This window comes from Bradyrhizobium sp. F1.13.3 (assembly GCF_040548265.1).
Lineage (GTDB): Bacteria > Pseudomonadota > Alphaproteobacteria > Rhizobiales > Xanthobacteraceae > Bradyrhizobium.
This window is the reverse complement of record NZ_JBEPRI010000032.1, coordinates 19,265-45,115: the sequence shown is the minus strand read 5'-3', so window position 1 is coordinate 45,115 and position 25,851 is coordinate 19,265. Positions and strand designations below refer to the sequence as shown.

The following is a 25,851-nucleotide window of genomic DNA, read 5'->3' as shown; positions in this document are numbered from 1 at the left end:
CTGGCTCAGAGAACTCTTGTGCCTCTTCCCGATCCAGCTATCGCATACGCTTGCCTGTCCGCTCCCGCTCAATTCGGCTTCTTAACGGACGACTACTGATCGCCATAGGACATTTAGGAAATCGATCGCACCATCCGGGCAGCGTTGCCTGGTCGGTAGCAGCGCAGTCAGATTTTCGACTCGCAGCGGGCGACATGGGCACTCGGTGTTGCGCGTCGCGATAGGCCAGGGCGCGTCGACCTCCTTCCAGGCTCGCAAGACCGCTTTCTGAAACGTGGCTACCTCCCGTTGTCGTGATTCGTGCGCCAAGGTGGCCGTTAAACCGCTCCCTCGGTTGGTGATGCTGCCCGCAGCAGGTGCCCTTCCGCAGCAAGAACGGCGCAACAGATGCAAATGGGGCGTTTCACCGAGTTGTGAAGCGTGACTCCAGCAGGTCAAGTTCTCTGACTAGCTTCCGAGACGTATCGTCGGAGAGTTGTCGAGCGCGAGCAATTCGGTAGATTTCGGTCCGTTCCGCACGAAGCCCGATCAGGCGCAGTCTGTGCTCGATCTCACTGATTTTTTGCGCCAGTGACCTGTCTTTGTCGCTCGTAGAGCGCCCATCGATCCGTTGACGGTAGAGCTCCATAATATTTAGGCCGGCATCGGTGTATAGATCAGCATCGCTGCGGCCTTCCCCCATTTCATGCTGCGCCTGTTCGATCGCCCGAATCGCTGCTTCCGCAGCGGCGATGCGTGCCCGGTCCTCGTCTTCCTGATGCGATGGCTCAGGTGGCAATTCGAGGTCCTGGAGGAGAAACGGCAGGCCGAAACTCGCCACAACCAGTGAGATAATGATCACGCCGGCAGCGAGAAAGATCGCAAGGTCGCGCGCCGGAAACGCTGACCCGTCGTTCATCGTCAGCGGCAGCGTGAGCACTCCGGCGAGGGTGATGGTACCCCGAATGCCGGCGAGCGAGGTAGCCGCGACGAGACGCCAGCTTGGTCCATATGGGTTCCGACCCTTCAACGCTGCCCGAAACAACGTGAAGCGTAATGACGTCCAGACCCATGTAAAGCGCAGCACCGCAAGCGCCAGGTTGATGGCAACCACATACACAACGAGCCAGATCGACTCATGGTGTCCGGCTTCACCCACCACCCGCGCGGCGCCGGTGGCGAGCTGCGGAAGCTGTTCTCCAAGTAGAACGAAGATGATGCCACTGCCGGTGAACCGAATCAGGTCCCAAACCGCGCTGCGTCGAACCCGGGTGATAGGAAGCGCCTGACCACTCAATTCAACATAGCTCATGGTGATGCCGGCAGCGACGGCGGCGAGAATGCCAGAGCAATGCAGGTGCTCGGCCAAAAGGTAGGCACCGAACGGAATCAAAAGGCTGATCAGGATCTGCGAGCCCGTCTCCTCACCAAAATGCCGCGACACCCAGTTCTTTGCGACGGACGCAATCCAGGTGACGCCCGCGCCGATGGCGATAGCGCCGATCGTGAGCCAGAGGAACATGCCGGCCGCGTCGGAGAGTGAGAAGCTTCCCGTCAGTGCCGAAGTAACAGCGAAGCGCATGCACACGAGCCCGGAAGCGTCATTGAGCAGTGCCTCGCCCTCAAGTACGTGCATCAGTCGCTTGGGGATCGGAACGCGGGCTGCGACTGCGGAAATGGCCGTAGGGTCGGTAGGCGAGACGATTGCGGCAAGCGCGAAGGCGACGGCCAGTGGTATCGCCGGGATCATCCAGTTGATGAAATAGCCGACGCCGACGACTGTGAACACGACGAGGCCGAGCGCCAACTCCAGGATTGTCCCTTTGTCGCGGAACAGCCCTTCCTTCGGAATGCGCCAGCCATCGAGGAAAAGTAGGGGCGGCAGGAACAGAAGGAAGAAAATATGCGGCTCCAGCGTCACGCCGAGATTGGCGACCGAAGCAATCAATGCACCGAGCGCAATCTGAACCAGCGACAGCGGAACGGGCATTGGGGACATGCGTGCGAGCGCGCTCCCGACCACGACGGCCAATAGCAAAAGCAAAGCTATAGCAATCGTCTCCACGCTCTACTCGCGATGGTTGATTCGGGCGGAAGATCGGCGCGCCAACCTATCTCCTACTACCGCGCTGACGGCCGGGGAGGCCGGACGAACTGGCCGGGCTCGATTGGCTGGCGCCCGCGCCTGCGCAGCTTGCTTTGACGGGACAAAGCGCCGTGTGCCGTCCGCGTCGAGCACGCGACTTGGAATGCATCCGGCCATACTCGTATCGCGCACCAATGCGAGGCGGTTGTTGTCCAGGATCAAAGACTGCCCGTCCACATGGGCTGCCACGGCCGCATGATCCTCCTTCGGCAGGATATTTCGCATTTCGGGAACGCCGGCGGTATTGCCGCGGAGGCGGCGATTGTGCAGACCCCGACAAGAATGCGCGCGCCCCGGCGTAAGACGTGTCCACGACGCGGGTTTGAAAGGACTGCCCACACAACTAAGCGATACGGTCTCTCTTCGGATTTTCCTTCGATATTTTGTTGCTTGGGCACGGCAGTGACAACGGAGCCAGCCAGCTCTCGCGCAAACGGCGTTACGCTGTCCTCTGATGGGGCGACTTCAGAAGCCGGGCTCGGCCCGGCCTGAGTCAAGCCGTCACGGCGCATCAACAACACCTCTGAAAACGGCGAGGCGGCCGCGCGCTCAAGCAAGGTTTGGAGCTTCGGATGCAGGCCCTCGCCACGCGATGTTGCGAAAACGTTAAATTGATGGAGAGACGTCATTGCACGGAATCCTATGTCACTCCGTCACCGACACTGGGCCAGAAACTCATGCAATCGCCGGGTAAATGGCGGTCAAGTCAGCGGCAACGCGCCCAGCACCTCCCTGATCAAGCAGAGATAGGGGGCGGGGCGAGCTTGACGATTAAATACAAGTTAATTCTTTATCCACTGCCGCGACGCAGCCTGTTCGCGCTGGATGGGCTGTTCAGCTCGCCGAATTTAACGTTCAACTTAGTGGGTGTCGGCGTACAGCGAACCTACATGGACTTCATGAACCTCAACTGCAGAAAATAGGATGCATTCGTTTGGCCGTAGGCCTGTTGATCACCATGTGTGGGTCTGCCAGTGCCCCAACGACTCACCTTCCCAACATGTCATTCGCCCCAGTCAAGGATACGTCTTTCCTCGCCGGGCCTATCAAGCGGTTCGGATAACCATGCTGCGGACGCAGCCGCTCGCCGTACCGGGATTTTGTTCGCAATTTACTCAGAGACCCCTCCGAGGTTTGGCTGCATGCTTACGACCATCAGCTGTGCGACGCCGGCCGTTCCCTGCTGCTGGCACTCTACAGCCTCGGCCGCAAGGCGGAGGGCGCAGTTCTCCCACCGGCCTTCAACAAGCTCCACGTTGCACGCGCGACGCGGAGGAGTTTCCCGCGACGGCCGGAAGACTGGGCTATCGCCATGGCCGAACTTGCCAATGCGTTCATCCGGCCGACGGGAGGCAACGCCTTGGAAGTTATTGATCCCTCGGTGATCGACCCGGTCAGCGCAGTCGTCCGCAAGCCGCCCGAAAAGCTGGTCATTGGCGCAGTAGATTTCAGCCAAATCGAACGGGTTTGGAAGTTAGGCGAGGGCGGTTTCCAAACGTTAGAGCAGCTCTCATCCAGGGCGGCGTACCTATTGCGGCTGCTATTGCAAGCGTTATAGCGAGGCCGCATCGGCTGGTCGAATTTCAGACCGGGACTGGCGTGATGCAATGGACAGAAGGAGCTCGCTTCGCCGCAATGGTCCCTCTTGCAGACGCGATGAAAACTGAGGAATTGCTAGATCCGGCCAAGTCGATTGAGGTTGATATGTCCTCAGGCTGGCGCGACCGTGCAGTTTCGATCAACGATGGTGTTGATGCTCTGCCCGCTCTCGAGCGCGTCTCCTGGGAGCGACTTCAATCCTCAACACTGGAGCGGAAGCTGGTCGAACAGCTCGTAAGTCAGGCGCAGGTCTGCTGCAGGACGGCCGAGCTCCGTGAGATTGTTAGTGTACTAGACCTCGAGGGGCCAAGAAACGCAGCGATCCTAGCTGCACTGCAGGCGGCGCTCGAAAAATCAAGAAATGAGATTGCCTCTGAGATCGGCGACTGCCGAAAAGAGGACGACTTCAAGGGCCTTCGAGAAGACTATGAGTTATTTGCGTCGGCCCTTGGGGGCAACTTTAGTCTGGAATTGGAGAAGCTGGAAGAGTCCTATTCTGAGTATACGGATTATGAAGAACAGAGAGCTGACCAGATGATGGATGAGTATATGGATCGCCAGCGGGAGTCCCGCAATTCCGAGGCAGCGTCCCGGACATGTTTGGTTCGCTCGGTGGGGTCTAAAAAATCTATTGGAGCTTTCGACTGCATACTGATTTCAGTCCGGAGGATCTCCGCGAAATCGGTCCATGGCTTGAAGTCCGAATGACTGCAGCATCAGAACCCGTTGTGGCTCTGGATCAGCCGCCTGACTTTGGCACAGCGACGGCAGCAATAATGCGATGTCCAGCGCAGCGGTGAAGGGCCGCCCGCAAAAAGATCGCCATGAAAAGGCAAATAGCCAAAATCGCATTGCTGTCCTAGTCCCCAGCCGAGTAGGCACATCGTAGCGGTTCGGCCAAATGATTAACAGGTAGAAGGTGGCTGTCAGCGCCCGTTGAACGGGCATTGGGGCAGGGAGCAAACCGTTGTCGGCCCCGCGCATGACGATCCTGAGCGCATCGTCGGACAATGGCTGTTGCAACGCCTTCGTCTCATCCTATGGCGCGCGCATCCACGCGTCGCGCTCCTCATCGGTCGTCGGGATCACCGGCGTCGCCTAGGTGTGGCCCCGGTCCGGCATTAGCTACGCACTTGCGAAGCATTTGCAACAGAATAGTAACACCTCACTAGCGCAGTGAGCCTCCGCTGCGAATTTAATTGCGCTTGGCAAGGTGACATCGTTAGTTCCCTCCGAGAGCGACTGACCGGCAATGATGCTGGGCGAGAAAGCGCTGAAAAGAGCAACAGCAAGAACAAGCACTTTCTTCCTAGGAGAGCCAATTGCCCGGCATCGTTTATGTCGTGGATGACGACGCGTCGTACCGAACAGCCATCCAGCGACGATTAGTGAAGGCAGGGTACCGGGTAGTCACTTACGCATCGGCCCAGCAGTTGCTGGATAAGTGCCCGCACAAAGACGGCTCGGGCTGCATTCTGCTCGATGTTCGATTGCCTGACTTGAGCGGTCCGCAGCTACAGAGCCGTTTGACCGAACTTGGGTCGACGTTGCCTATTGTGTTTCTCAGTGCTTATGCCGACGTGGGCACCACCGTGAAGGCCATCAAGGCGGGGGCAGACGACTTCCTGATCAAGCCTGTAAATTCCGATCAATTAATTGGCGCAATTGAAAAGGCGATAGCGCGACACGAGACGGCACTTGCATTGAAAGGCGAAATGGAAGCGCTTCGCGCCCGTCTATCGACCCTGACCCCGCGCCAGCGGCAGGTCTTCGAGATCATCGTTCGGGGTAAAACAAACAAGCATGCCGCGCGCGAACTGGGCAGCACCGAGCGCACGATCAAGGCGCATCGGCAAGTGGTCATGGAAAAAATGAACGTCCAATCTTTAGCTCAGCTGGTCGTCATAGCCGAGCGGCTCCGCGTTCTAGCCCAAGCGTCCGGCCCCTTGAAAGATGAGACCGGCGCGGGATAGTCGGGAAACACGCCCGGCATCGGCGCGAGATTGCCGACATAGAGGTTGACGACGCGAAACAGTGCGATCATCGCGGCTTGATTGATGGTGATGCTGTAGAGGTTGCACATGCGCTTTGCGGACTACCGCTTCTTGAAAAATGGGCCGGGCATTTTGCCCGGCTTTTTGTTTGACGCCCATTTCTGAGAAAGTTTCAAGGCGCTGCATCAGATTCAAAAGGCTGGTGCGCGACATGGAGTGGCCGCTCAAGCAGCAGAGCAAGTAAGCCCGACAGGACCATAAACCTTTGTATCGTTCCATCACCCCTTACGTTCAATTGAGCCGCTGATCGCGATCGTCTTAGCTAAGGGTATGCGATAGCTCGCTGCTATCGTTGCCCTCCCTGGGCGTTTCCTCCCTAGACTTGGGCCGCTTGTGGCAACGCAGGCGGCCTCCCTTTTTCTATGGCCGTCACGTCCGCAGCAGTTCCCGATCTGTCACGTCGCTGTCTGCTCCCTGAGAGGGTGCCCACCGGTCGACGATCACGCCAGCAGCAGCGCGACCGGACGACGACCACCGCGATGAAGATCAGCGCCTGAGCGTTCGACATGCGCCAGAGGGTGCGCCGCCATCCGTCGATGCCCCGCCGCCGGATTTGTTTCACCAGCGCGCCGGTCGTCAACGTGCAGCAGTGCCATCGAGACCATGACAACGATCCGTCACGACCCTGATCGGCTGCTGGTCCGATCCAGCGACACGTGTCACTGCCGGGGATCAGCGTCAACGCCACGCCCGCAGCCCGCGCCAAGACCACCCTGGCTTGCTTTTTGGGTCCCTTGGGGCATGCCATAAAGTGAGATTGCAACGCGGGCAGCGTTGCGGAAATCGCGCAGGCCCTGCGGCGTCAAGGGTTGCCCTGCCGGCGGTCTTGATGAGCCGTACGGCATGTGTGAACGAAATGGTAGGCGACGGGTGACGCCCTCAGGCATCGACGTCGAGGCCATTAGAAGGCCGTACAGCGCGCCGCCAGGGCAGGGCTAGGGACCACCGGCCAGCCCGCGTCAGCGCATAGGCTGACTCCCGCCGCGATCTGCCGGGCCATCATCGCCGCCGCTTCCGCAGCGGGACGATCTTTTTATCAGGCACCTTGGCAGGCGGGTTGACGTTGGAATTCAGCCGCTGCGCCCATGCCTCCAGCGCCTCGGCCTTCTCCTACTCATACTCATCTGTGGACGCCCCGCGAGATGCAAGCGATTTTTGAAGAAGATCGGCACGTAGTCGGATGCTGCCATCTGTCCGGCCTCTGATGGTGCAGCGATGAAGCTGCGGGCCCGTATGGGAGTTCGCGGACCGAAACCAAATCATAAACGCGTGCTCTGGGCACGATGAGTACACCTGGTTCTTCCGGCCCCGTCTCGCCGACTGTTGCGCCATACCCTCCTTCGACCGACTACATCTCTGACGACCTCAGGCCCCCCAAGATCAAGCCTTGGCTGAGACCGGAGCCCTGTAATTTTCGCGCTTTACAAGTAATGTCCAGACGATCCGGGCCATCTTGTTCGCAAGTGCGACCGTTACCAGCATGCGAGGTTTGCGGGTCAACATCTGTTCGAGCCAGGAACCCTTTGGCGCTCCGCGTTTGCTCGCCTGTTGCACAACGGCGCTGCTGCCGATGATGAGGAGGCGCCTGAGCGTCGCTCCCCCATCTTGGACGTCGCACCAAGCCTCTGTTTGCCACCCGTCGATTTTTGAAGAGGCGTGAGACCCAACCAGGCGGCAAAGTCGCGCCCCTTGGTGAAAGTCTCGATCGGCGGCGCCAGGGCGGCGATCGCGGTGGCGGAGATCGGGCCGACGCCAGGAATGGTCATCAGTCTGCGCGATACCTCGTCTTCGCGAGCGCGTCGCGTGATCTCCTTGTCGAGATCCGCGACCTTGCCATTCAACTCGGCGAGAAGGTCTAGCATCACTCGGAACATGGGACGGGCCGCTTCGGGAAGGGAGCTGGCCATCGCTTCTTCCTCGATCAGGTCGGCAAGCGTCGCCACATGCGATGGCCCCTTGGGCGCTATCCAACCATATTCCGTGAGGTGTCCTCGGACCGCGTTGATGAGCTGGGTTCGCTGCCGCACCAACAGGTACCGGGTTCGAAACACCAGACCCGCAGCCTGCTGCTCTTCACTCTTCACGGCAACGAACCGCATGTTCGGCCGCTGCGCAGCTTCGCAGATCGCCTCAGCATCGATCGCATCATTCTTTTGCCGCTTTACAAACGGCTTTACATAGGCGGGCGGGATCAGCCGAACCTGATGGCCAAGCTGCGTGAGCTGCCGGGCCCAGTGATGGGCTCCGCCACATGCCTCTAAAGCTACCGTGCAACTCGGCTGAGCTGCGAAGAAATCCAAGAGCTTTCCTCGGCTGATCCGTTTGCTGAATACAGCCTGTCCTTTCCCGTCCGCTCCATGTGCGTGGAAAACATGCTTGGCGATATCCAGACCGATTGTGCTAACCTGCATCACGGACGCCTCCCTTACGTGGTGCTAAACACCTCCACTTTGGCACATCGATGCCGTCGGCGGGGCGTCCACCCCATCATAAACGTTGTAGGTGCCGACGACACCGGGTGGCCTGTGCGCCAGCACGGCTCCGCGACATTGTGCGGGACGCGCCAATGCCGACAGACCGGAGCGAACGGCGCGGCGCAGATCGGGGTTGACGCATCCCGGCAGATCGACGGCCTGATGATCCTCGCCGCGCCGGGCCATCGCCTTCAAAGTCCGGAAACGGTCCAGATCGGCCTTGATCGGGCCGGTCACCGACATCGGCGTTTTCCCGGCCTTGAGAGAGAACCGGAACGGCCCATTCTTGATGTGCGGCAGCGATGCAATGACCTCCCGCGCCGCCGACGATAGCGGCACCAGATGTTCGCGCGCCTTGCCCTCGCGGCCCTTCATCCTCGATGCCGGAATGACGATCGTGTCGCCTTGAACCTCCGGCCACGAAATCTGCGCGGCCTCGTTCAGCCGCAACCCGGTGAGCAGCAGCATGCGGTAGACCGAACCAGCCGGGTAGCCCATGCGCCCGGTGGCCCTCCAAAACGCGTATATCTCGGCGTCGGTCAGGCGTCGGTCGCGCGACTGCAATTCACCGATCAGCTTCTTTCCGGACAGCCCCTCGCATGGCGATGTGGACAGGCCGTAGATTTCCTGATCGAAGCGGCGCATCGATCTTCACCTACGCGCAGGCAACCTGGACGCAGGGGCTCGCCGACTGGATCAGCGGCCACGTCGGTGCTTCGAGACGATCGGCGGCGTGCCGACGCTGCTGGTGCCGGACAATACCAAGGTCGGTGATCAAGGCCTGCCGCTACGATCCGCAGCCCAACCGCAGCTACGCCGACATGGAGGCACATTGCGGCACCAGCATTCTGCCGGGGAGGCCTCTACGGCCACGGGACAAGGCCAAGGTCGAGCAGGTGGTCCTCATGGTCGAGCGGTGGCTGCTCGGGCGGCTGGAGAACCCCGTCCGAGTTCGCGATGACCTGTCACCCGCGCCGGGATCTGGCGCTGCGCTATGCCGAAGGCTCCGCGCCAGCTCCCGTCGCTCCCACCGCCCAGCAGGGCAAATCCAGCGGCAAGGACGAACTCAGAACTGGATAAAACCTGGGGCAAGGTCACCGATCGTGATAGATCGCATTTTTAGTGCCTGTTTTTGGATTGACGGGCGAGAGCAAACGTAACCTAATCAAGGTCCTAAACTAGTCCTCCTCGCAGGAGGCCCGAGTGAACGAGCTCTCGAGGTACGTATTCTCGCCGCTAAGGGAGGGAGACATCACTCTCTACCGCGGCGCCGCTAACGGCTTGCCCCCGATCCTACTTGTTGCTGCGGAAGAAATCTCGCACGATTGCGTCGAACGGCTTCAACACGAATATGCCCTTAAGGCCGAACTCGACGCTGGCTGGGCGGCGCGACCCGTCGCTCTCACGCGCTACAACGACCGCATCGTGCTGGTGCTCGAGGATCCCGGCGGAGCGCCGCTCGATCGACTGCTTGGCCGACCACTGGACGCATCGCATTTCCTGCGCATCGCGATCCCTCTCGCGGGCGCGCTACGCCAAGCGCATGAGCGAGGTCTTATCCACAAGGACATCAAGCCGGCAAATATCCTGGTGGGCGAGGCAAGCGGCGGGGTGTGGCTGACAGGGTTCGGCATTGCCTCGCGTCTGCCGCGCGAGCACCAGCCCCCTGCGGCGCCGGAGGTGATCGCCGGGACGCTCGCCTATATGGCGCCGGAACAAACCGGCCGGATGAACCGCTCGGTGGATTCCCGTAGCGATCTCTATGCTCTGGGTGTCACCTTCTACGAGATGCTTACGGGGAGACTGCCCTTCACGGCTGCCGATCCGATGGAGTGGGTGCATTGCCACATCGCCCGGCAACCGCTGCCGCCCAACGAGCGGATTGCGGCTGTCCCCGGGCCGCTCTCGGCTATCGTGATGAAGCTCCTCGCCAAGACCGCCGAGCAGCGCTACCAGACCGCCGCCGGCGTCGAGGCCTATCTCCGGCGGGGTCTGGCGGAATGGGAGTCGCATGGCCGCATCGACCCGTTCCCGCTGGGCGATTACGACGTATCGGACCGGCTGCTAATCCCGGAGAAGCTCTACGGCCGGGAGCGCGAGAACGACGCGCTGCTCGCTGCCTTCGACCGGGTCGTGGCGAACGGCACTTTGGAGTTCGTGCTCGTATCCGGCTATTCGGGTATCGGCAAGTCCTCAGTAGTCAACGAACTGCACCGGGCGCTTGTGCCACCGCGCGGGCTATTCGCGTCCGGCAAGTTCGATCAGTACAAGCGCGACATCCCGTACATCACCCTGGGCCAGGCCTTCCGGAGCCTTATCCGGTCGCTACTGAGCAAGAGCGAGGCCGAGCTTGGCCGGTGGCGGGACTCCCTCAGCGAGGCGCTGGGCCCGAATGGTCAGCTCATCGTCAACCTCGTTCCCGAGCTGGAGCTGGTAATCGGGAAACAGCCGCCCGTTCCAGACCTTCCGCCGCGAGATGCGCATAACCGTTTCCAGTCGGTATTCCGGCGCTTCATCGGCGCGTTCGCCACGCGAGAGCACCCGCTTGCGCTGTTCCTCGATGATTTGCAATGGCTCGACGCAGCAACGCTCGACCTCCTCGAGCATCTGGTCACGCACTCGGAAGTGCGGCACCTGCTGCTGGTCGGCGCCTACCGGGACAACGAGGTTGGTCCCTCTCACCCGCTTGTGCGAACGCTGGAGACGATCCGCAAAGCCGGAGCGCGGGTCCAGGAGATCGTGCTGGCGCCGCTCGGACTCGCCGATATCGGCGAGCTCGTCTCGGATGCCTTGCACTGCGAGCCGGAGAATGCGCGGCCCTTGGCCCAATTGGTGCACCAAAAGACTGGCGGAAATCCGTTCTTCGCGATCCAGTTCTTCACCGCGCTGGCCGAGGGGGGGCTACTCGCATTCGACCCCATCACGCGGGCATGGCGATGGAACGTGGATCGCATCCGTGCCATCAGCTACACCGATAACGTGGTTGATCTCATGACCGCGAAGCTGAAGCGGTTGTCTTCCAGCGCCCAGGAAGCCCTGAAACAGTTCGCCTGCCTGGGCAATATCGCCCCGATAGCCACCTTGGCCTTGGTTCACGGGGAAACGGAAGAGGCGATCCATGGGGCCCTCTGGGAAGCCGTCCGCGCCGGGCTCGTCTTTCGCGAGGACAGCGCCTACAAATTCCTGCATGACCGCATCCAGCAGGCGGCCTATTCACTGATTCCCGACGAGCACCGAGCCGACGTCCACCTGCGCATCGGCCGCGCGCTACTGGCGAGCTTGACCGCGGACGAACTCGCCGAGCATCTGTTCGATGTCGCGAATCAGCTCAATCGGGGCGCCACACGGCTGATCGGACGGGACGAGAAAGCCCAGGTGGCGGCGATCGAGCTACGTGCCGGGCGAAAAGCCAAGGCGTCGGCCGCCTATGCGTCGGCCAACGTATATCTCGCCGCCGGCATGGCGCTGCTCGACGAGACGTATTGGGCCAGCCAGTACGAATTGATGTTCAGCCTCCGGCTCGAATACGCGGCGTGCGAGTTTCTAACCGGTGAATTCGATACAGCGGAGCAATTGCTTGCGGAGCTCCTGGAGCGCGCGGCGGCGAAAGTCGACGGAGCGGCCGTCTACCACCAGAAGATACTGCTCCATACGGTGAAGTCTGAAAACGCACAAGCTGTCGACAGCGCGCTGACGTGCCTGCGGCTGTTCGGCATTGACCTCCCGGCGCATCCAACCCAGGAACAAGTCCAGGCGGAGTACGAGATGCTCTGGCGCAACCTGGAGGGGCGCCCGATCGAGAGCCTGATCGAGTTGCATCTGATGACCGATCCGGAACTACAGGCCGCCGTCCAGGTGCTTTCGACCCTGATAGCGCCCGCCTACTTTACCGACCCCAATTTATTTCGCTTGCTCCTGTGCCGCATGGTGAACGTCAGCATTCAACACGGAATGTGCGGCGCATCCACGCACGGCTGTGCCCATCTCGGGATCATCCTCGGCCCGGTCTTTCACCGTTACAGCGAGGGGTATCTATTCGGCAAGCTGGCGTGCGACCTGGTCGACAAGCACGGCTTCGTCGTCTACCGTGGAAAGGCTCACTACGCGATGGGAACGACTGCCTTCTGGACGCAACCGATCACGACCGCGATCGATTTCACCCGGTCGTCATTTCACGCTGCGATCGAGACGGGAGACCTGACCGCCGCGTGTTATGACATGTTCCACATCTGCAGCCTTCTTCTTTTGCGCAACGATCCGCTCGATGCAGTGTGGCGCGAGTCGGAGATGGCGCTGGACTTCGCCCGGGAAGCTAAGTACGGCGACATCGTAGACATCATCCGGAGCCAGCAACGCTTCGTCGCGACCATGCAGGGCCGGACCGGGAACTTCTCCACCTTCAGCGATTCGCAGTTCGACGAGGCGGCATTCGAGGCCCAACTCACGGCAGGTCGCATGGCCTTGAAACTCTGCTGGTACTGGATCCTCAAACTGATGGCGCGGTTCCTGTCAGGGGACTACGACGAGGCCCTTGCGGCAGCTGATAAGGCCAAGGCGCTGCTTTGGACCTCAAGCCACCGGGTTCAGGTACTCGAATATTTTTACTACACCGCGCTCACGGTGGCGGCGCTCTACGAGAACGCTACTGCGGACGAGCAGAAGAGGTGGCGCGAACTCCTGACGGCGCACTTAGGACAACTGCGCGAGTGGGCCGACAACTACGCACCGACTTTCGCCGACAAGCACACGCTGGTGTCGGCTGAGATCGCCCGCCTCGAAGGGCGAGACGCCGATGCAATGCGTCTGTATGAAGAGGCCATTCACTCAGCAGGCGAGAACGGCTTCGTGCAGAACGAGGGCCTGGCCCATGAGGCGGCCGCGCGCTTCTATGCGGCACGCGGCGTCAAGACGATCGCCCGTGCCTGTTTGCGGGAGGCGCGGCGCTGCTATCTTCGCTGGGGCGCGTTCGGCAAGGTGCGGCAACTCGAACAGCTCCATCCGCATCTCCGCGACGCACCGGCCGCTGCATCCCCCACCGCTACAATTGGCGCGCGCGCCGAGCAGCTGGATGTCGGAACGGTGCTCAAGGCCGCGCAGGCCGTATCGGGCGAGATCGAACTTAGCAAGCTCATCGAAGCGCTGCTTCGGATCGCGGTCGAGCATGCCGGCGCCGAGCGTGGCCTGCTCATCCTCTTTCCGGGCGACCAGCCACGGATCGCGGCGGAAGCGACGACCGGCCGTGGCCAGGTTGAGGTCACGTTGCGCCAGACGACCGTGTCACCGGCCGAGATTCCCGAATCCGTGCTCCATTACCTGATCCGAACGCAAGAAAGCGTGATCCTTGATGACGCCTCGGCGCAGAATCCGTTTTCGGCCGATGAGTACCTTCATCAGAAGCGCGCCAGGTCGGTCCTCTGTTTGCCGCTGGTGAAACAGTCCAAGCTGATCGGCGTGCTCTATCTTGAGAACAATTTGACATCGCACGTGTTCACGCCAGCGAGGATCTCGGTACTGGAACTGCTGGCGTCGCAAGCGGCGATCTCGCTGGAGAACGCCCGTCTGTATTACGATCTCCAGGAGCGTGAGGCCAGGATCCGGCGTCTGGTCGATTCGAACATCATCGGGATCGTAATCTGGGATGTTCAGGGCCGGATCATCGATGCCAACCAGGCCTTTCTCGATATGGTCGGATATGCCCGGGAAGATCTCGTCTCGGGTCGCCTGCGATGGACGGAGCTGACGCCGGCCGAATGGCGCGAAGCCGACGAACAGATCGTCGCGGAGCTAAAGGCGGTTGGAACCCTCCAACCGCGTGAGAAAGAGTACTTTCGCAAAGACGGTAGCCGCGTGCCGGTTCTGGTTGCCCGCGCGCTTTTCGAGTGGAAGCCAGACGAAGGGGTTTCCTTTGTCATCAACATGACCGACCGCAAGCGGGCGGAAGAGAAGCTGCGCGCCAGCGAACGGCGCCTCCTCGACGCCCAGATGGAGCTCGCACACGTAACGCGCGTGACGACACTGGGCGAAATGACAGCTTCCATCGCCCATGAAGTAAACCAACCGCTCGCCGCTGTCGCCACCAACGCCGAGGCCTGTCTGCGCTGGCTCGACCGTGCAACTCCCGACCTGGACGCAGCGCGCCGCTCGGTGGAATGGGTAATCAACGCCAACAATCGGGCGAGTGAGGTGATCCGGCGCGTGCGGGCGCTCGCGAACAAGACTGAGATTGAGAAGGTGCCGCTCGACGTCAAGGGCGTCGTCAGCGAGGTCATCACGCTGGTGGAGCGTGAGTTGATCAGCCAGCAGGTGTCGTTGCGAACGGAGTTGGCGTCACCTCTACCCATGATCCTTGGGGATCGGGTCCAACTGCAACAGGTGATTATTAACCTGTTGATGAATGGCATTGAAGCAATGCAGTCGGTCACGGACCGGCCGCGCGAACTGGTGATCCGATCCCGCCAGGACGAGACACAACAAGTGCTGGTAAGCGTGACGGATTGCGGCGTCGGTATCTCTGCCGAGAATGCAGACCGGCTCTTCAACGCCTTCTTCACCACCAAATCCAGCGGCATGGGCATGGGACTCTCGATCTGCCGTTCGATTATCGAAGCCCACGGTGGCCGGCTGTGGGCTACGACAAACGTACTCCACGGTGCCACGTTCCAACTCACCCTGCCGGTCAACGTAGACACTGCATCGTAAGTTTGCGCCCGTAAGCCGTCCAAAGAACAGGCCCCTCGGCTGCGAGTTCAGCTCTGGGTCAATCGCGTTGGTCTGCCCAGAGTCGGGCGCTTCCGGTCTAACTGCGCATAAGCGGACATCGCCAGACTGGGCAGGCATGTCTCAAACATGCCACAAGCCCAGATTCATGAAGAATGCGCGACCATCATGCCGCTAATTCGTCGAGCAGGGCCTTGGCCTGCTTCAAGTCAAATCTATCAAAGCCGTCGGTGAACCGGCCGTAAACCGGAGCGAGGAGATCGCGGGCCCCATTCCGTGCGCCCTGATCGCGCCATAGTCGCGTCATGCTCATCGCAGCGCGCAGCTCGAACGATCCCGACGGGATCAACCACTGCGATTGCCGAGGACGCATTCCGCTGCTGCGTCCTTCGCGTCTTGCCGGATCGTCTGGGCTCCGGCTTGATCGGGTGCCTACGTGATGATCTGTGCTCGGCTGATGGGCAGAAGTCCGTTGCCAAGATCCCACTAATTGACAGTCTGATCATAGCAGGTAATTTCACTTCCCTTGAGTTTTGGCCGCGCAAGCTCCTATCGCGGCGCTTATGTGTCGCTTCGCGGAGACAAAGAAGGCAAGCAACGGCTGGCCCATCAAGACGCGATTAGTGCATAAACCCATCCGTCAGCGTCTGCATGAAGAGAACGAGCGCGTCCTCCTCTGCGTCCGACAGAGCCAGACGACCAACTTTGCTCATGTTCATATTGGCGGTCGACTCCGGCGCTGGCCAGCAGGTCGTGCCTTCGCCCGGATCATGGGGCTGGCAGCGCGGCAGCACATCGCGCGTGTTGTAGAAATGCACGATCTGCTTCAGGCTGGTAAAATATCCATTATGCCCGTAGGCCTTCAAGAAGGCCGGATCAGGCCGCTTGTCCACGTTGCGCAGCGTCGGCACCCGCATTCGCGCCTGGTTGTCGGATCCCGGCTTGATCCATCGCGCATCGACCGCCGAGGGCTGGCTGAGCAGATGTCCGTTGCTGAGAAAAGTACCGACGCCCCCATCGACGAAGGACGATCCCAGCGGATTGGCGACATAGCCCCACGCGTCGGGCCGATCTTGGCCATAGTATGGAAGCCTCGGGTTGGCGGGAGTGCCGATATTGCTGGCGGTGAAATCGGTAAAAAGCGGATCCTCGCCAGGTCCGCCGTCGCGGTGACATTCATTACATCGCGCCTTGCCGCGGAACAGATCGTAGCCCTGCTGCTCCTGCGGCGTAAACTGCGTCTTCTTGGCGAGCACCGCGTCGAATTTCGAAGTGAACGACGTCACTTCGGCCGAGGCTTCATAGCCGGCAATCGACTGCGCCAGCTGATCGAAGGTCGCGCCGACGCGGCCGCGATCGATTAGGCTCAGATGGACCGGCAACGGGTCGGCGGCGGCCGTCGGTCCGGGCCTGTTGCAGACCTGCTCGACGTCGTCCGGCCAAGCTACCGCAAAACTCTGCGGTCCCCACACGCTCTCGAACAGGGCGCGATAGGGCCGCTGGGAGACGCGATAGACCGCGCAGGCGATGTCGGGCAGCCCCATCTCCACGGGATTGGTCGGCGGACCTTGCGCCTGCTCGGCGGCCGGATTGCCGAGCCGGCGTCCCGTCGCGCGCATGTCCCAGAAATTGCCGCCGACGAGGTCGCCCTGCCCGGGATTGTAATGCAGCACGGGCGATAGCGGCGCGTAGGCGTGCGATTGTGGCTTGCGGTCGCTGAAACGCGTGCGCACCGACCCCGGGTAAGCGCCCGTGGTTCGGTTCAACTCCGACACCGGACCCGTAAAGCCGGTCCCGGGCATGTGGCAAAATGCGCAAGCCTCGTTGCGGTTTACCGACAAATCCTTGTCATACAGCATCAGCTTGCCGAGCAACTCGATCTGCTGGATCTGATTGTCCGGCGGCGCCGCAAGCCGCTCGATTGTTTCCGCTTCGATGCGGTCAATCTCGGCCTCGACCTTCGCAATTTCCTGCAACACCTGAGGCGAAAGACTTGAGTTTCTCTCCTCCGCGCCCGCGCCCATAGTGACTGCTAGAGTGGCTGCCGCGATCGACAAAATTGTGCAGTGTATCTCCATTTCGGATATTCCTCAAGCCGGCGCCGAATGGCCTGTGCGCCGGCATTTTAGGAGTTTGCAACACTACGTGCCAATAGGCGACACGCACATCGCCACCGGGCAGCTGCGTAACGGCCGTCACACTCAGGCTGCCGCTCGAACAAAGCGCGCAACCCGGATCTCCTCAAGGAGGTCATCGACGCCCGCCAGCGCAAAGCGCAGCGTGGCTTCGTCGACAAGGCGCCCGTCGCGGACCTTCTCATGCACGCTCCCGATCACGATCTGGGGCCGAAGCACAGGGCGTACCGGGATCGATGCGAGTGTCTCGTTCATCTGCTGCTGTGCACGCACGCCACCAGTGAAGGCGGGCGAGGCCGTCATCGTCAGTACCGGCTTGCCCCTCAGCACCGAACGTCCATAAGGCCGGGAGGCCCAGTCGAGCGCGTTCTTCAGGACGCCGGACATGCCGTGATTGTACTCGGGCGAGACCATGACCACGCCATCCGTTGTCTCGATGGCCGAACGCAGGGCGCGCACCGATTCCGGCGCGTGCTCGCCATCTTCATCCTCGTTGTAGAGCGGCAGCCCGTGCAGGGAGAAAATGTCGAGCCGAGCCGTGGGCGCAAGCGCGTCCTGAAGACCGCGAAGCACCGCGGTGCCGTTGGAAGCCCGGCGCAGGCTGCCGGAGAGGCCGAGAAGTCGGAGTTGGGTCATCGGGCGCAGTTCCAGACGGCTGGAATTTTGTGCCACGACAAGCATCATCCAACGCCGGTCAGCTCAAGTAAATTTGAGTTTAATATTCGACTTATGGGCTCCGCGTTGGCCGTCGCGCGAATTCCGACGAATTGCTCAATGTGCGATTGCGCAATCTTAACGGATTTTGTGGCGCTCAGCTCTTGAGGTTTCGAAAGTGCCAAATAGCTTCCAAGGGGCGGGTGCAGCTGGAACTGGATTGAAATGCAATGGCGCAATAATAGCAGCCGGTATGGGGCATTGGCGCTTGCAGCACATTGGTTGACGGCCTTGCTCGTGCTTGCCTCCTGGCTTCTGGGAACCTACGGCGATTTGTTGCCGCGAGGTACGCCTAGTGAAGTTGGCCTCATAGTTCACATGTGCGTGGGTCTAACCGCGCTCACGATCTCGCTTTCGCGTCTGGCGTGGCGGCTAATCGACCAACAACCCATTCCTGAGCGGACGCATCTCGGAGATGGGGGGAGCGGGTATCGACAATCGTTCATTACGCGCTCTATGCCTTGCTTTTCGCGGTGCCCATTCTCGGAATTCTGACGCAATTTATGCGCGGGCACCCACTGCCGATCTTTGGATTGTTCGAAATTGCTTCCCCTTTATCGGCCGATCGAAGCCTTGCCCGATCCTTGAAGGACGCCCACGGATGGCTCGCAGACGGCATTCTGATTTTGGCAGCACTGCATGCGGGTGCTGCGATCCTACATCATTGGGTTCTTCGAGATAATACGCTGCGTCGTATGCTTCCTATTTCACGCTAAACTTATTCCTCGCCTAACTGCGACTTGTGAGCCCAACAGGCACATTGGCCCTCTTCATGCGACGCAGTTACTGAACGAGCTTGAACCTTTCCCCCTCGCTAAACAAAGTTTTAGTGGTCAGCTGGGTCGGCTCTTTATTCGAGAAATGCTCGCATAACAAAGGAGGCAACCATGAAGTCGTCGGTAAACGCATCACGCTCTCCGTTCGCGGTCGATCACGATGAATGGATCAGCTATTCTCACTGGGGCTGCGACGAAAATCTTCGAACTCGCGCGAGGGGGCATGAGCTCAGGTTGTTTCCCGCGGAAAAGCGCACTGAGTTTTGCGGTCAGGCACTTTCTTCAGCAATACGGGGACAGCTGCGATAGCGGCTCTGACGGGAAGCTGACCGCAAAGCCCGATCGCAAACAGCCGAAAGTGATCTCGCCTTCCGATCCATCGTCGGCATGAACGGCGAAGGCCAACAAGCGTGTGCAGTTCGGTATAGGCTCAACTATCTTATCGCGTCGGAGCAACGCGGTGAGTCTTGTTGTTCTGCATGACGTACGACCGCAAGACAGCCAGCGCCTCGCCATCCGCCTCAGGCCGCCTTCTTGCGATTTTTTTCGAGCAATTCGTCGACCAGCGCCACGTTGGCGTCGAGCTTCACGGGCAGTTCGATTTTGCCCTCCGGCGCGTCGAAGCGCACTGCCTCGATCTCCGTTTCTATCTGACGCAGGATCGAGGTGTATCTTTCGTCGTCGAACCTGGCGACCTTGAAGTTGGTCGGCAGCGTGACCTGCAGCACATTAACTTTTTCATCCGGCGGCCGGATTGCCTGCGGGTCGGGGCTGCACAGCGTCAACAAGCCTGGTTCGAAAGCGTCCCACACGCTCGCATCCGTATAGGCCGGCTTCAGGGCATCGTAATCGAGACCGGGCATCCGCTTCACGAAAGGCAACGGGGCATGTTCATGATCGACATGCAGGGCACTTTGGAAGTCGCAACCAAATGGAGCAATTCCCGCACGCCGGGCGAGCGGTACTGCGGCTCCTGCATGGCGAGCCCGATCAGGTCGTACTCCCCAGGGTTTACGCCGGCCGCGCCGCCGGCCGTGATCTTGCCAGGCACATCGCGCGAGTTGAGTTCGACCGGGTCCTTGCGACCTCGCACCGGCAGCCGGACGCGAAACCCCTCGGCATTGATCAGGTCCGCCTCCGCCGGAAGGCAAACAAGATGGATCGAGTGGCCGCCAAACAACATTTTCGAAGCCAGCAGCGATCCGTAAGACGCGCCCATGATCAGGATTTTATAGGTTGCCATAACGTCCTCCCTGACTTGGCTCGGAGTGCCAGCTCAGGCAAGGCACTAAAGGAGCCTCACCCGGGCCCGCTCGGCCAAGATGAACTCAATTATGGCATACAAATTAAGAAGATTGCATCCATAATTGGTTGGACGGGGATAATAAGGGCATTGCAACTGCGGCGCCGCTCTTTCGGCGGTCCTGGGTCGTCTCCGTCGCGTCGCCTCAGGGCGTCGACGATGTGCTCGTGGGCGCGCCGGTGGCGGCAGCGCCCTCGCTGAGGTGTTCGACGGCAGCCGCCCGCTTTTGGCGCAGATGTCTGAACAGAATGTCGCTGAGTTCGTCACCGGCGCGTCGGCGCAGGGCGTCCAGGATGGTCTCGTGCTCGCGCATAGCCTCGCCCCAGCGCTCACGCTTGCGGGCGAAGTTGGCGGAGTAACGGATCCGGCGAATCCGGCCGGCAAAACTGCCGTAGGTCGCCAACAGCGTCGCATTGCGTGACGCCTCGACGATCTTCTGGTGGATTAGTTGGTTGACCCGAAAATAGCCGGGCATGTCGCGATGCAGGTAGTAACCGTACATTTCGTAATGCAGGCGTTCGATATCGGCGATCTCGTGGTCCGTAATATTTTCGCAGGCGAGTCGGCCGGCGAGGGCTTCTAGTCCGCCCATCACGTCGAACAGTTCCCGCAGGTCCCGTTCGCTCAGTTGGCGAACGCGCGCGCCGCGGTTCGGCAGCAAATCGACGAGGCCTTCCGAAGCCAGCACTTTCAGTGCTTCGCGCAGCGGTGTGCGGGAGATGCCGAACATTTGGGAGAGTTGGCGTTCCGGAATGCGTCCGCCGTCCGGGATGTTGCCTTCCACGATGTAGTCCCGGAGCCGGGCAAGCGTTTCGCCGTGAAGCGAAAGTTCGTCACGAACCTGCTTTTCCCCAAGGCTGGTTACCGGCCTTGTCGAGGCCGGATCGATCGGAATCATGGTTTTCATGGCCAAAGCCTAATCCATAATGGCACGTGCGTCGATGAACGCATTTTTTAATTTGCTGAATCCAAAATTGAATGCAATATTGACGGTGAACTCTGGTGGCTATCGGGAAACGCATTATGACTCGGTATCAAGGGCGCCATTTCTTGCAGATACCCGGCCCCAGTCCGGTCCCCGATCGCGTGCTGCGCGCCATGGACATGCCGGTAATTGATCACCGCAGCGCCGAATTCGCCGAATTGGGCAAGGCCGTGCTGCAGGGTAGCCAGAAGATTTTCAAGACCGCCGGTCCGGTGATCATTTTTCCGTCGTCCGGCACCGGCGCCTGGGAAGCATGCATCGTCAATACCTTGTCGCCCGGCGACAAGGTATTGATGGTGGAGACGGGCCACTTTGCGACCCTTTGGCGCCAGATGGCGGCCCGGTGGGGGGTCGAGGTCGATTTCCTGCCGGGTGACTGGCGTCATGGAGCCAGTCCGGGGGAGGTCGGCGCAAAACTCGCGCGGGATACCGGCCACGAGATCAAGGCCGTCATGGTCGTTCATAACGAGACGTCTACCGGGGTCACCAGTCGGATCAGCGAGATCCGCGCCGCGATCGACCAGGCGAAACATCCCGCTTTGTTGCTGGTCGACACGATCTCGTCGCTGGGGTCCGTTGACTACCGCCACGATGAATGGGGCGTGGACGTCACCGTCAGTTGTTCGCAGAAGGGGTTCATGCTGCCGCCGGGGCTCGGCTTCAATGCGATCTCTGAAAAGGCGCGCGCTGCGGCGAAAACCAACAAGATGCCGCGTTCGTACTGGGATTGGGAAGAAATGCTGAAGCCCAATGCTGGCGGCTTCTTCCCTTACACGCCGGCGACGAACCTGCTCTACGGGCTTCGCGAAGCCATCGCCATGTTGTTGGAAGAGGGGCTGGATGCGGTGTTCTCGCGTCACCAGCGTCTCGCCGCGGCGACGCGTGCGGCCGTGAAGCATTGGGGCCTGGAAGTTCTCTGTCTCGAACCTGCGGAATACTCTCCGGTGCTGACCGCGGTCCTGATGCCGCCCGGACACGATGCCGATCAGTTTCGACGCATCGTGCTCGACAACTATAATATGTCGCTCGGTGCCGGGTTGTCAAAGCTGGTCGGCAAGGTCTTCCGCATCGGTCATCTCGGCGAATGCAATGAACTCACGTTGCTGGGCGCGCTGTCGGGCGTCGAGTTGGGTCTGTCCGCAGCGGGTGTGCCGCACCGGGCGGGCGGCGTCGCCGCGGCAATGGCCTATCTCGATGGACCCGTGGAGGCCAATGCTCCCATGCACCTCAAGGTCGTCGATATCTGACACGGCCGGCCAACCGAAATTCGGTTGTGCCGGAGACAATCAGATCCCGATGCATGGTCGCCAGCCGCGTGTCGATCGAACTGAGAAAAAGCGTCAGGCGTAAACGCCGACTGGAAACGAAAGGGATGAAGCAGATGCGCAAGGTGTTAGGCGGATTTGTCATGGGGCTGGCGTTCGCCGCGACAAGCGCGCCGGTGTTGGCCTGGGAGCCCACCAAACCGGTTGAGATCGTGGTCGCAGCAGGAGCCGGCGGCGCTTCCGACCAGATGGCGCGGATGATGCAGGCGGCGATCCAGAAAAATAATCTGATGAAGCAGCCGATGGTGGTGTCGCTGAAGGGCGGCGCGTCGGGCGCTGAAGCGCTGATGTACATGAAATCCAACGATGGCGATCCCAACAAGGTCCTGAACGCCTACTCGCTGATCTATATGCTGCCGCTGTCGGCGAAGATCCCGTTCAACTGGCGCGACCTGACGCCGGTGGCGGTCGTCGCGATGGACCAATTCGTGTTGTGGGACAATGCCGGCGGCCCGAAGACGGTGAAGGAATTCATCGCCGCCGCGAAGGCGGCATCGTCGCCGTTAAAGATGGGCGGCACCGGTTCGAAGCGTGAGGATCACGTGCTCACGGTGTTCATGGAAAAGAAGACCGGCGCGAAGTTTTCCTATTTGCCGTATAAATCCGGCGGCGAGGCGGCGACGCAGCTGGTCGGCAACCACACCGAAGCCAACGTCAACAACCCAAGTGAAAACCTCGAAGTCTGGCGCGCCGGGCAGGTCCGCGCACTCTGCGTGTTCGACAAGGAACGGATCTCCTACACGACGAAGGTCACCGAGACGCAGTCGTGGAACGATATTCCGACCTGCAAGGAAGAGGGCATCGATGTGCAGTATCTGATGCTGCGCGCGATGTTCCTGCCCGGCAAGGTGACGCCGGAGCAGCAGGCGTTCTATGTCGATCTGTTTCAGAAGGTGACCCAGACGCCGGAATACAAGGACTACATGGAGAAGCAGGCGCTGAAGCCGGTCTTCCTGAAGGGACCGGAGATGCTGAAGTTCCTCGGAGAGGACGACGCGCTCAACAAGTCGCTGATGACCGAAGCAGGGTTTGTGGCGAACTAACTGATCGCAGCCATGACGCCTCAGAAAAGCAACGCGAGCAATAGGAGCTCGCTGGATTATCCACGTCCCCCGGCAAATGCCGAACGATGGCTTCGCGAACCTCTCTTTCGCAGCTCCTGCTTTCCTTCCTCCCTTCGATTGAAAATCCATGTCCAGCTCTGATCTCGAAATCGTCGTCGAAGACCCTACCGCGCCGGCGGCCGACTCGCCTTCGGTGGTTGATACCCGCGCCATCGAGATCGCCGTCGCGCTGCTGCTGCTCGCGCTGGCCGTAGCGCTGGGTTACGACAACTGGCGCACCGGCATCGCCTGGGACTCTACCGGGCCGCAGCCCGGCTATTTCCCGTTCTATCTTTCGGTCATTCTCGGCGGCGCCAGCCTCTATGGTCTGGTCACCACGTGGGTGGCGCGTGGCGCTGCGGCCGAGACCTTCGTCAGCCGCGCGCAACTGCGCCGCGTCATGCTGGTGTTCGTGCCGACAGCGCTGTTCTGTCTGGCCGTGCAGTATCTCGGCATCTATGTCGCAAGCTTCGTGTTAATCGCCGGCTTCATGCGCCTGGTCGGCAAGATTGCGCTTTGGAAGTCGCTGTTCACGGCATTTGTCTTCACCGCGATTATGTTCGTCACCTTCGATGTCGCCTTCGACGTCATCATGCCAAAGGGGCCGATCGAAGCGGCTCTCGGTCGTTAGGACTGCTGGATATGGAAGCCTTTGGGTTGCTGCTGCAGGGTTTCGCCGTCCTGCTGACCTGGAAGATCCTGGCGCTGATGATGGTCGGCCTGGTGCTCGGGATTTTCGTCGGCGTGCTGCCGGGCCTCGGCGGCCCTAACGGCGTGGCGATCCTGCTGCCGCTGACCTTCACGATGGATCCGACCTCGGCGATCGTGATGCTGTCCTGCATCTATTGGGGCGCGCTGTTTGGTGGCGCCATCACCTCGATCCTGTTCAACATTCCCGGCGAAGCATGGTCGGTTGCGACTACCTTCGACGGTTATCCGATGGCGCAGCAGGGCCGGGCGGCGGAAGCGCTGACGGCGGCCTTCACCTCGTCCTTCATCGGCTCGCTGGTGGCAGTGCTGTTGATTACGTTCCTAGCGCCGATGATCTCGTCCTTTGCGTTGAAGTTTGGACCACCGGAATTCTTCGCGGTCTATCTGTTGACCTTCTGCTCCTTCGTCGGCCTCGGGCGCGAAGCCAAACACAAGACGGTCATCTCGATGGCGCTCGGCCTCCTGATCGCCGGCGTTGGCATGGATACGGTGTCCGGCACGCTGCGTATGACCTTCGGCTCCACCGACCTTTTGCGCGGCATCAACTTCCTCGTCGCCGTGATCGGCCTGTTCGGGATAGGCGAAATCCTGCTCACCATGGAAGAGCGCCTCGCCCTGCGAGGCCACGCTGCCAAGATCAGCCTGCGTGTGGTGCTGAGTGTCTGGAAGGACCTTCCGAAATACTGGGCGACGCTGCTGCGCTCGTCCTTCATAGGCTGCTGGCTCGGCATTACGCCGGGCGGCGCGATCGCCGCTTCGTTCATGGGCTACAACCTCGCCAAGCGCTTCTCCAAGGATCCGGAAAGCTTCGGCAAGGGCCGCATCGAGGGCGTGTTCGCGCCGGAGACGGCGGCGCATGCCTCCGGCACCGCGGCGCTGCTGCCGATGCTGGCGCTCGGCATTCCCGGCTCCGGCACCGCGGCGATCCTGCTCGGCGGGTTGATGGTGTGGGGGCTCAATCCGGGACCGCTGCTGTTCGTCGAGCACAAGGATTTCGTCTGGGGCCTGATCGCCTCGATGTATCTCGGCAATGTCGTCGGCCTTGTGCTGGTGCTGACGACGGTGCCGATCTTCGCCTCGATCCTGCGCGTGCCGTTCGCCGCGGTGGCGCCGATGATCGTGGTATCCTGCGCGATCGGCGCCTATGCGATCCAGAACGCGATGTTCGACATCTGGCTGATGCTCGGCTTCGGCGTCGTCGGCTACGTCTTCAAGAAGATCGGCATTCCGCTCGCACCGTTCACGCTGGCGCTGGTGCTCGGCAACCGCGCCGAGGATGCGTTCCGCCTGGCCATGATTGGTTCCGGCGGCAGCGTCGGCATATTCTGGTCCAACGGCTTGGTCGGCGCGATCACCACGCTGGCCATTACGCTGCTGTTCTGGCCGGTGATCGATAAGGTGTTCACCGGCATAGGCCAAGTGTTGCGACCGGCGAGGGCGCAGATAAATCCGGCCCGGTCAAAGTGAGTCGTGTACCTAGGCAATCATCAACAGAATAATCGATTGCGTTTCAAACATGATGACGCTCCCGATGATGTCAAATGCACATCAGCCGTACGAAGACCACCTTTCCAAAAGCATCGTGTGCCGAGAGTGTGCATGACGAGGGTTCGATTCCCTTCGCCCACTCCAAGCTCAGCAACACTGATAAACTGGCTTTCTCAACAACATGCAGAACTACCATACGCCGGTGGTTGCGCCCGCCGTCTCAGGTTTGATCGCGTCGCTATCACCCTTGGGGCCGCTGCATCCGATCTTCTTCATGCGGGCAATCTATCGATGCCCAAGGTGCTTTGCGACCTGAACGGTCGGCGCTGCCAATCCAAACGG

Annotated in this window: 17 protein-coding genes and 5 pseudogenes; 13 read left to right on the top strand and 9 right to left on the bottom strand. The window is 60.7% G+C overall.

What is annotated here, in order from left to right:
• Positions 1-403: 403 nt before the first annotated feature.
• Positions 404-2,044 carry a Na+/H+ antiporter gene (locus tag ABIB66_RS41535; protein ID WP_354211387.1) on the bottom strand — a complete coding sequence of 547 codons (1,641 nt, stop codon included), beginning with the start codon at positions 2,042-2,044 and terminating at the stop codon, positions 404-406.
• Between the two features lie 653 nt (positions 2,045-2,697).
• Between ABIB66_RS41535 and ABIB66_RS41530 the strand changes: the two genes are divergently transcribed.
• The 5 genes from ABIB66_RS41530 to ABIB66_RS41510 all read left to right on the top strand — a co-directional run bounded on the left by ABIB66_RS41530 (position 2,698) and on the right by ABIB66_RS41510 (position 5,697).
• Entirely contained in the window at positions 2,698-3,048 is a 351-nt protein-coding gene (locus tag ABIB66_RS41530; protein ID WP_354211388.1) for a hypothetical protein, read from the top strand.
• Positions 3,049-3,437: 389 nt separating this feature from the next.
• Positions 3,438-3,683: a hypothetical protein gene (locus ABIB66_RS41525; protein WP_354211390.1), complete on the top strand. Its 246-nt coding sequence runs from the start codon at positions 3,438-3,440 to the stop codon at positions 3,681-3,683.
• 44 nt (positions 3,684-3,727) lie between these two features.
• Positions 3,728-4,432: a hypothetical protein gene (locus ABIB66_RS41520; RefSeq protein WP_354211392.1), complete on the top strand. Its 705-nt coding sequence runs from the start codon at positions 3,728-3,730 to the stop codon at positions 4,430-4,432.
• Between the two features lie 259 nt (positions 4,433-4,691).
• Positions 4,692-4,826, top strand: a complete 135-nt coding sequence (locus ABIB66_RS43785; RefSeq protein WP_502917437.1) for a hypothetical protein — start codon at positions 4,692-4,694, stop codon at positions 4,824-4,826.
• Positions 4,827-5,046: 220 nt separating this feature from the next.
• A complete protein-coding gene (locus ABIB66_RS41510) occupies positions 5,047-5,697 on the top strand; it encodes a response regulator transcription factor (RefSeq protein WP_354211393.1) in 651 nt (216 codons plus the stop codon).
• On the opposite strand, the pseudogene ABIB66_RS41505 reads toward ABIB66_RS41510, so the two are convergent.
• The 4 genes and pseudogenes from ABIB66_RS41505 to ABIB66_RS41490 form a co-directional block, all read right to left on the bottom strand.
• Positions 5,682-5,807, bottom strand: a pseudogene (locus ABIB66_RS41505) (SOS response-associated peptidase); the annotation flags it as partial. The gene ABIB66_RS41510 and the pseudogene ABIB66_RS41505 overlap by 16 nt on opposite strands.
• Before the next feature lie 411 nt (positions 5,808-6,218).
• Positions 6,219-6,383 (bottom strand): hypothetical protein, encoded by a 165-nt coding sequence (locus tag ABIB66_RS41500; RefSeq protein WP_354211395.1) that lies wholly within the window; start codon positions 6,381-6,383, stop codon positions 6,219-6,221.
• Positions 6,384-7,158: 775 nt separating this feature from the next.
• A pseudogene (locus ABIB66_RS41495) lies at positions 7,159-8,192 on the bottom strand (IS110 family RNA-guided transposase).
• A gap of 21 nt (positions 8,193-8,213) precedes the next feature.
• The gene (locus tag ABIB66_RS41490) at positions 8,214-8,897 is read right to left on the bottom strand and encodes a site-specific integrase (protein ID WP_354211397.1); all 684 of its coding nucleotides are present in this window, start codon (positions 8,895-8,897) and stop codon (positions 8,214-8,216) included.
• Between ABIB66_RS41490 and ABIB66_RS41485 the strand changes: the two are divergent.
• The 3 genes and pseudogenes from ABIB66_RS41485 to ABIB66_RS41475 all read left to right on the top strand — a co-directional run.
• Positions 8,891-9,199, top strand: a pseudogene (locus tag ABIB66_RS41485) (IS21 family transposase); the annotation flags it as partial. The gene ABIB66_RS41490 and the pseudogene ABIB66_RS41485 sit on opposite strands and share 7 nt — an antisense overlap.
• Positions 9,183-9,332, top strand: a pseudogene (locus ABIB66_RS41480) (IS3 family transposase); the annotation flags it as partial. The pseudogenes ABIB66_RS41485 and ABIB66_RS41480, both read left to right, overlap by 17 nt.
• A gap of 123 nt (positions 9,333-9,455) precedes the next feature.
• The gene (locus ABIB66_RS41475; RefSeq protein ID WP_354211399.1) at positions 9,456-14,951 is read left to right on the top strand and encodes a trifunctional serine/threonine-protein kinase/ATP-binding protein/sensor histidine kinase; all 5,496 of its coding nucleotides are present in this window, start codon (positions 9,456-9,458) and stop codon (positions 14,949-14,951) included.
• 638 nt (positions 14,952-15,589) lie between these two features.
• On the opposite strand, the gene ABIB66_RS41470 is transcribed toward ABIB66_RS41475, so the two are convergent.
• Both ABIB66_RS41470 and ABIB66_RS41465 read right to left on the bottom strand, forming a co-directional pair.
• Complete coding sequence (locus ABIB66_RS41470; RefSeq protein ID WP_354211401.1) at positions 15,590-16,945, bottom strand: cytochrome-c peroxidase; 1,356 nt, start codon at positions 16,943-16,945, stop codon at positions 15,590-15,592.
• A 225-nt stretch (positions 16,946-17,170) separates the two neighbouring features.
• Entirely contained in the window at positions 17,171-17,785 is a 615-nt protein-coding gene (locus ABIB66_RS41465; RefSeq protein WP_354211403.1) for an NADPH-dependent FMN reductase, read from the bottom strand.
• A gap of 506 nt (positions 17,786-18,291) precedes the next feature.
• On the opposite strand from ABIB66_RS41465, the gene ABIB66_RS41460 reads away from it, so the two are divergent.
• Entirely contained in the window at positions 18,292-18,534 is a 243-nt protein-coding gene (locus ABIB66_RS41460; protein WP_354259608.1) for a cytochrome b, read from the top strand.
• Positions 18,535-19,175: 641 nt separating this feature from the next.
• Here ABIB66_RS41460 and ABIB66_RS41455 read toward each other — a convergent pair.
• Positions 19,176-19,837: pseudogene (locus ABIB66_RS41455) on the bottom strand (Rossmann-fold NAD(P)-binding domain-containing protein); the annotation flags it as partial.
• Between the two features lie 205 nt (positions 19,838-20,042).
• A complete protein-coding gene (locus ABIB66_RS41450) occupies positions 20,043-20,795 on the bottom strand; it encodes a GntR family transcriptional regulator (RefSeq protein ID WP_354259605.1) in 753 nt (250 codons plus the stop codon).
• Between the two features lie 125 nt (positions 20,796-20,920).
• On the opposite strand from ABIB66_RS41450, the gene ABIB66_RS41445 reads away from it, so the two are divergent.
• From ABIB66_RS41445 to ABIB66_RS41430, 4 genes are all read left to right on the top strand, one after another.
• Positions 20,921-22,129, top strand: a complete 1,209-nt coding sequence (locus ABIB66_RS41445; RefSeq protein ID WP_354211406.1) for a pyridoxal-phosphate-dependent aminotransferase family protein — start codon at positions 20,921-20,923, stop codon at positions 22,127-22,129.
• Positions 22,130-22,290: 161 nt separating this feature from the next.
• On the top strand, positions 22,291-23,250 hold the full coding sequence (locus ABIB66_RS41440) for a Bug family tripartite tricarboxylate transporter substrate binding protein (protein ID WP_354211440.1): 960 nt from the start codon (positions 22,291-22,293) through the stop codon (positions 23,248-23,250).
• A 148-nt stretch (positions 23,251-23,398) separates the two neighbouring features.
• Positions 23,399-23,941, top strand: a complete 543-nt coding sequence (locus tag ABIB66_RS41435; protein ID WP_354211408.1) for a tripartite tricarboxylate transporter TctB family protein — start codon at positions 23,399-23,401, stop codon at positions 23,939-23,941.
• An 11-nt stretch (positions 23,942-23,952) separates the two neighbouring features.
• A complete protein-coding gene (locus tag ABIB66_RS41430; protein WP_354211410.1) occupies positions 23,953-25,488 on the top strand; it encodes a tripartite tricarboxylate transporter permease in 1,536 nt (511 codons plus the stop codon).
• Positions 25,489-25,851: the final 363 nt, after the last annotated feature.

What these genes read in the sequence shown, in the direction of transcription:
- ABIB66_RS41530 (WP_354211388.1), top strand. Translation starts at nt 2,698, where the DNA reads ATGCAGGCCCTCGCCACGCGATGTTGCGAAAACGTTAAATTGATGGAG.
- ABIB66_RS41525 (WP_354211390.1), top strand. Translation starts at nt 3,438, where the DNA reads ATGGCCGAACTTGCCAATGCGTTCATCCGGCCGACGGGAGGCAACGCC.
- ABIB66_RS41520 (WP_354211392.1), top strand. Translation starts at nt 3,728, where the DNA reads ATGCAATGGACAGAAGGAGCTCGCTTCGCCGCAATGGTCCCTCTTGCA.
- ABIB66_RS41500 (WP_354211395.1), bottom strand. Translation starts at nt 6,383, where the DNA reads ATGGTCTCGATGGCACTGCTGCACGTTGACGACCGGCGCGCTGGTGAA.
- ABIB66_RS41490 (WP_354211397.1), bottom strand. Translation starts at nt 8,897, where the DNA reads ATGCGCCGCTTCGATCAGGAAATCTACGGCCTGTCCACATCGCCATGC.
- ABIB66_RS41465 (WP_354211403.1), bottom strand. Translation starts at nt 17,785, where the DNA reads ATGCTTGTCGTGGCACAAAATTCCAGCCGTCTGGAACTGCGCCCGATG.
- ABIB66_RS41450 (WP_354259605.1), bottom strand. Translation starts at nt 20,795, where the DNA reads ATGATTCCGATCGATCCGGCCTCGACAAGGCCGGTAACCAGCCTTGGG.
- ABIB66_RS41445 (WP_354211406.1), top strand. Translation starts at nt 20,921, where the DNA reads ATGACTCGGTATCAAGGGCGCCATTTCTTGCAGATACCCGGCCCCAGT.
- ABIB66_RS41440 (WP_354211440.1), top strand. Translation starts at nt 22,291, where the DNA reads ATGGGGCTGGCGTTCGCCGCGACAAGCGCGCCGGTGTTGGCCTGGGAG.
- ABIB66_RS41435 (WP_354211408.1), top strand. Translation starts at nt 23,399, where the DNA reads ATGTCCAGCTCTGATCTCGAAATCGTCGTCGAAGACCCTACCGCGCCG.
- ABIB66_RS41430 (WP_354211410.1), top strand. Translation starts at nt 23,953, where the DNA reads ATGGAAGCCTTTGGGTTGCTGCTGCAGGGTTTCGCCGTCCTGCTGACC.